This window comes from Pseudacidovorax sp. 1753 (assembly GCF_040544975.1).
Classification (GTDB): domain Bacteria; phylum Pseudomonadota; class Gammaproteobacteria; order Burkholderiales; family Burkholderiaceae_C; genus Xenophilus.
Map to the genome: position 1 here is coordinate 1 of NZ_JBEPKY010000052.1, position 2,772 is coordinate 2,772.

General features: G+C 58.2%; 5 protein-coding genes. All 5 read right to left on the reverse strand.

Annotated features, from left to right (window positions below; translation table 11 throughout):
- On the reverse strand, positions 1–272 hold a 272-nt coding region (locus ABIC63_RS29785), incomplete at its 3' end, for a hypothetical protein (RefSeq protein WP_354322453.1).
- Complete coding sequence (locus tag ABIC63_RS29790) at positions 260–499, reverse strand: hypothetical protein (RefSeq protein ID WP_354322454.1); 240 nt, start codon at positions 497–499, stop codon at positions 260–262. The genes ABIC63_RS29785 and ABIC63_RS29790, both read right to left, overlap by 13 nt.
- Positions 500–891: 392 nt before the next feature.
- Complete coding sequence (locus ABIC63_RS29795) at positions 892–1,578, reverse strand: hypothetical protein (RefSeq protein ID WP_354322455.1); 687 nt, start codon at positions 1,576–1,578, stop codon at positions 892–894.
- Positions 1,579–1,688: 110 nt separating this feature from the next.
- The gene (locus tag ABIC63_RS29945) at positions 1,689–1,976 is read right to left on the reverse strand and encodes a MafI2 family immunity protein (RefSeq protein ID WP_502935934.1); all 288 of its coding nucleotides are present in this window, start codon (positions 1,974–1,976) and stop codon (positions 1,689–1,691) included.
- A gap of 2 nt (positions 1,977–1,978) precedes the next feature.
- Positions 1,979–2,772, reverse strand: a 794-nt coding sequence (locus tag ABIC63_RS29805) for a polymorphic toxin type 50 domain-containing protein (protein ID WP_354322457.1), incomplete at its 5' end; no start/stop codon positions are given.

A 2,772-nucleotide genomic window follows, 5' to 3' on the forward strand; every position in this document is an offset into this window, starting at 1 on the left:
GTGGCTTCAGTGATGCCCTGGCCACCGCTGCCGCTGATGTTGAAGCCTGCATTCACCGGATAGGCACCGATGCCTGCGGCGCCGAAGTACCGTGACCCAGGACCATAGCCCGTACTGGCCGCATCGCCCAAGTTCAGTACCCAGTCATCGCTGGAGCCAGGAGCAACTTCCATGGCTTGCGCAGGAAGTCGCACTTCAGGCGATGCGCTCTGGCCGTTGGCCGCTGCCAGTGCGTCGCCAATCACATTGCCGAAATTATTTATGAAGCCCATTCAAGAGTTTGAGGCAATCGTCCCTCTCGCCATTCCCGTGTGATCTTGACTATTGCCCGGTTAAAGCAATGCATTCGATCATCGCCGGGCATGGGCTCAACCAGAGTGACTTCACCCTTTGTCTTATCGAGCGCGAGCAGTCCCTTTAGACCATGATCGCCTTCAAAAGTGTATTGCGCAACTGTTTCAGTTTCAAACGTTTTTTCAATTTTTACGTAGAAGCCCATAATTTACTCCGGAGTCCAAATCCGCCCAGCTTTGATTGCCGCCCTGTGAGCATCGACATAATTTGTCTTGAAGATTCCTTCGAATTTTGATTCAAAGATTTCATGGCGAAGCAAGTCCATATCAGATCGCACAAAGTCTCCCTTAGTCAAGCGACTCCAAGAATTCAGCATGTCCGGGTCTGCATCAAAGCGCCTCACTCCAGCGTCTAGTTGATGCTCCTTGAAAAAAACATGGTCCTTCACTCTCGAAATCCGAGCCTCTGTCCAACCAGTATTTCGCGCAATTGTGGCGATATCTGTTGGATCATTACGGATCGCGCCGTATGCATCTTCGACCACATCCCATGCCTTTACTGAATTGGGATCAAGGACTTGCCTCGCGCCTGTTTGCTTTAGCACTCCACTATTCGCAAAGCTAGCTGTTCCCCCGTCCAGCTGGGAACAGCTCTACTACGCAAAGCACTCATAACCGCAGGCCCCGCAGCAGCCCCCATTGTGAGCGCCATCTCACCCATCGCCGCCCCGGCCGGCGACAGACCCAGCCCCTCCTGCAATCCTCTGTTGAGCACTGTGGCTGCGGGCGTTCCGAACACCGCCATGCTCGCCTGCGCATACATCTGATCGAGAGACAAGCCGGTCAGCAGCACGTTGCCGGACGCAGCCCCGGCCGCCACGCCAAAGCTTGCCATGACGGTGCCCGTAAGCCCTTGTACCCGTGGGCCCAGGTCGTAGTCCACGATGGCGTCGGCCAATGGCTTAGCGATCGCCGCAGTGATCGGGTTGCCCATGCCGGAGGCCACGCCTGCCGGCAGGCTTGCATCCAGAACCGAGGCGCCTCCACTCAGCGCGGCCGCGATCATCATGCCTTGCCTTTCCTGCTGCGCCGTCACCTGTGCCGCCTCTTGGGCAGTGGCGCTCCTTGCTGCAAGCCGCTGTGTCTCTCCAGCGGTGATGTACGCGTTGTATTCAGCCTCGTTGAAGTTCACCGAGCCTCTGCCGCCGCCGGCCCCGTTGGCCGTGGTGGACGCCTGAGCCACGGCTGCGCTGGCTTGCGCTTCCAGCGCCACCTTGTAGCTCAACCCGGCGGTGTTCCCTGGGCATCGCCGCCCTCGCCGGGTCGGTGTCTCAATCATGCGCCTCCGGTCGTAGGGCCGGTAGCTCGCTCGCTAGCCGCTTTGTTCCCACTAATTCAATCTCTTGTATATACGACCCCCGGCAAAGCAATCAAATATTCGTCGGCGGGCGCTTCAACGCACTTTGTGTCAGCAGATTTCACGTCGGGAAACTCGGCCAAGAGTTCACTCATTGAAAGCTCGCAAAGTTCGATTTCCTCTTCGCTTGGCTCTCCGTCAATGTAATAGGCGACAGTCATTTTGCAGGCTGAAGCATCCCAGCTGACCCTTACTAACTTGACTCGCAAGTTTACGTTTCGCGCTGATATCACTTTGGATGCTTTTACAAGAGCTTCTGCGTTCATATTTACCACTGTAAAGGATTGGCCGGAACGATGTGAGTTCCGTTTTTGCCGAACATGACTGAGCCGTAGTTTGTCGGTCCGACAAAGGTTGGGACACCATCTTGTGTCCGCCAGTAGTCCCCAATGGGTCGACCAAAGTCGACGATGGCTTGACCCGATTTTGGTGTACGCAATACCCTGAAGTTGCCATCGACCAAACCCTGGACAAGGTCCGAGGGGTCTGTGGTCAGTACGCTTCGGCCATCAGAGACGGGTGGGATGTGCAACTCCTGTCGTGGGCTCAGACGGTTCGGTATGCCGAGCGCTGAAACCGCTTGTCGATTCGCGGCGATGTCGGCGGGGATGGTCGGCCCCACAAGCTCCCCGCGACCCGTAGCACTCGCGACATTGCCAGCATCTTCGACACTTCCAGCCCTGACGGTGGCCCCCTCCACGCTAAGAGCAGCTCTACTACGCAAGGCATTCACAACCGCAGGCCCCGCAGCCGCCCCCATTGTGAGCGCCATTTCACCCATCGCCGCTCCAGCGGGCGACAGACCCAGCCCCTCCTGCAGTCCCCTGTTGAGCGCTGTGGCTGTCGGCGTTCCGAACACCGCCATGCTCGCCTGCGCATACATCTGATCGAGCGACAGGCCGGTCAGCAGCACGTTGCCGGACGCAGCCCCGGCCGCCACGCCAAAGCTTGCCATGACGGTGCCCGTAAGCCCTTGTACCCGTGGGCCCAGGTCGTAGTCCACGATGGCGTCGGCCAATGGCTTAGCGATCGCCGCAGTGATCGGGTTGCCCATGCCGGAGG

Coding starts and splice junctions, on each gene's coding strand:
- ABIC63_RS29945 (WP_502935934.1), bottom strand. CDS start 1,976: ATGAACGCAGAAGCTCTTGTAAAAGCATCCAAAGTGATATCAGCGCGA.
- ABIC63_RS29790 (WP_354322454.1), bottom strand. CDS start 499: ATGGGCTTCTACGTAAAAATTGAAAAAACGTTTGAAACTGAAACAGTT.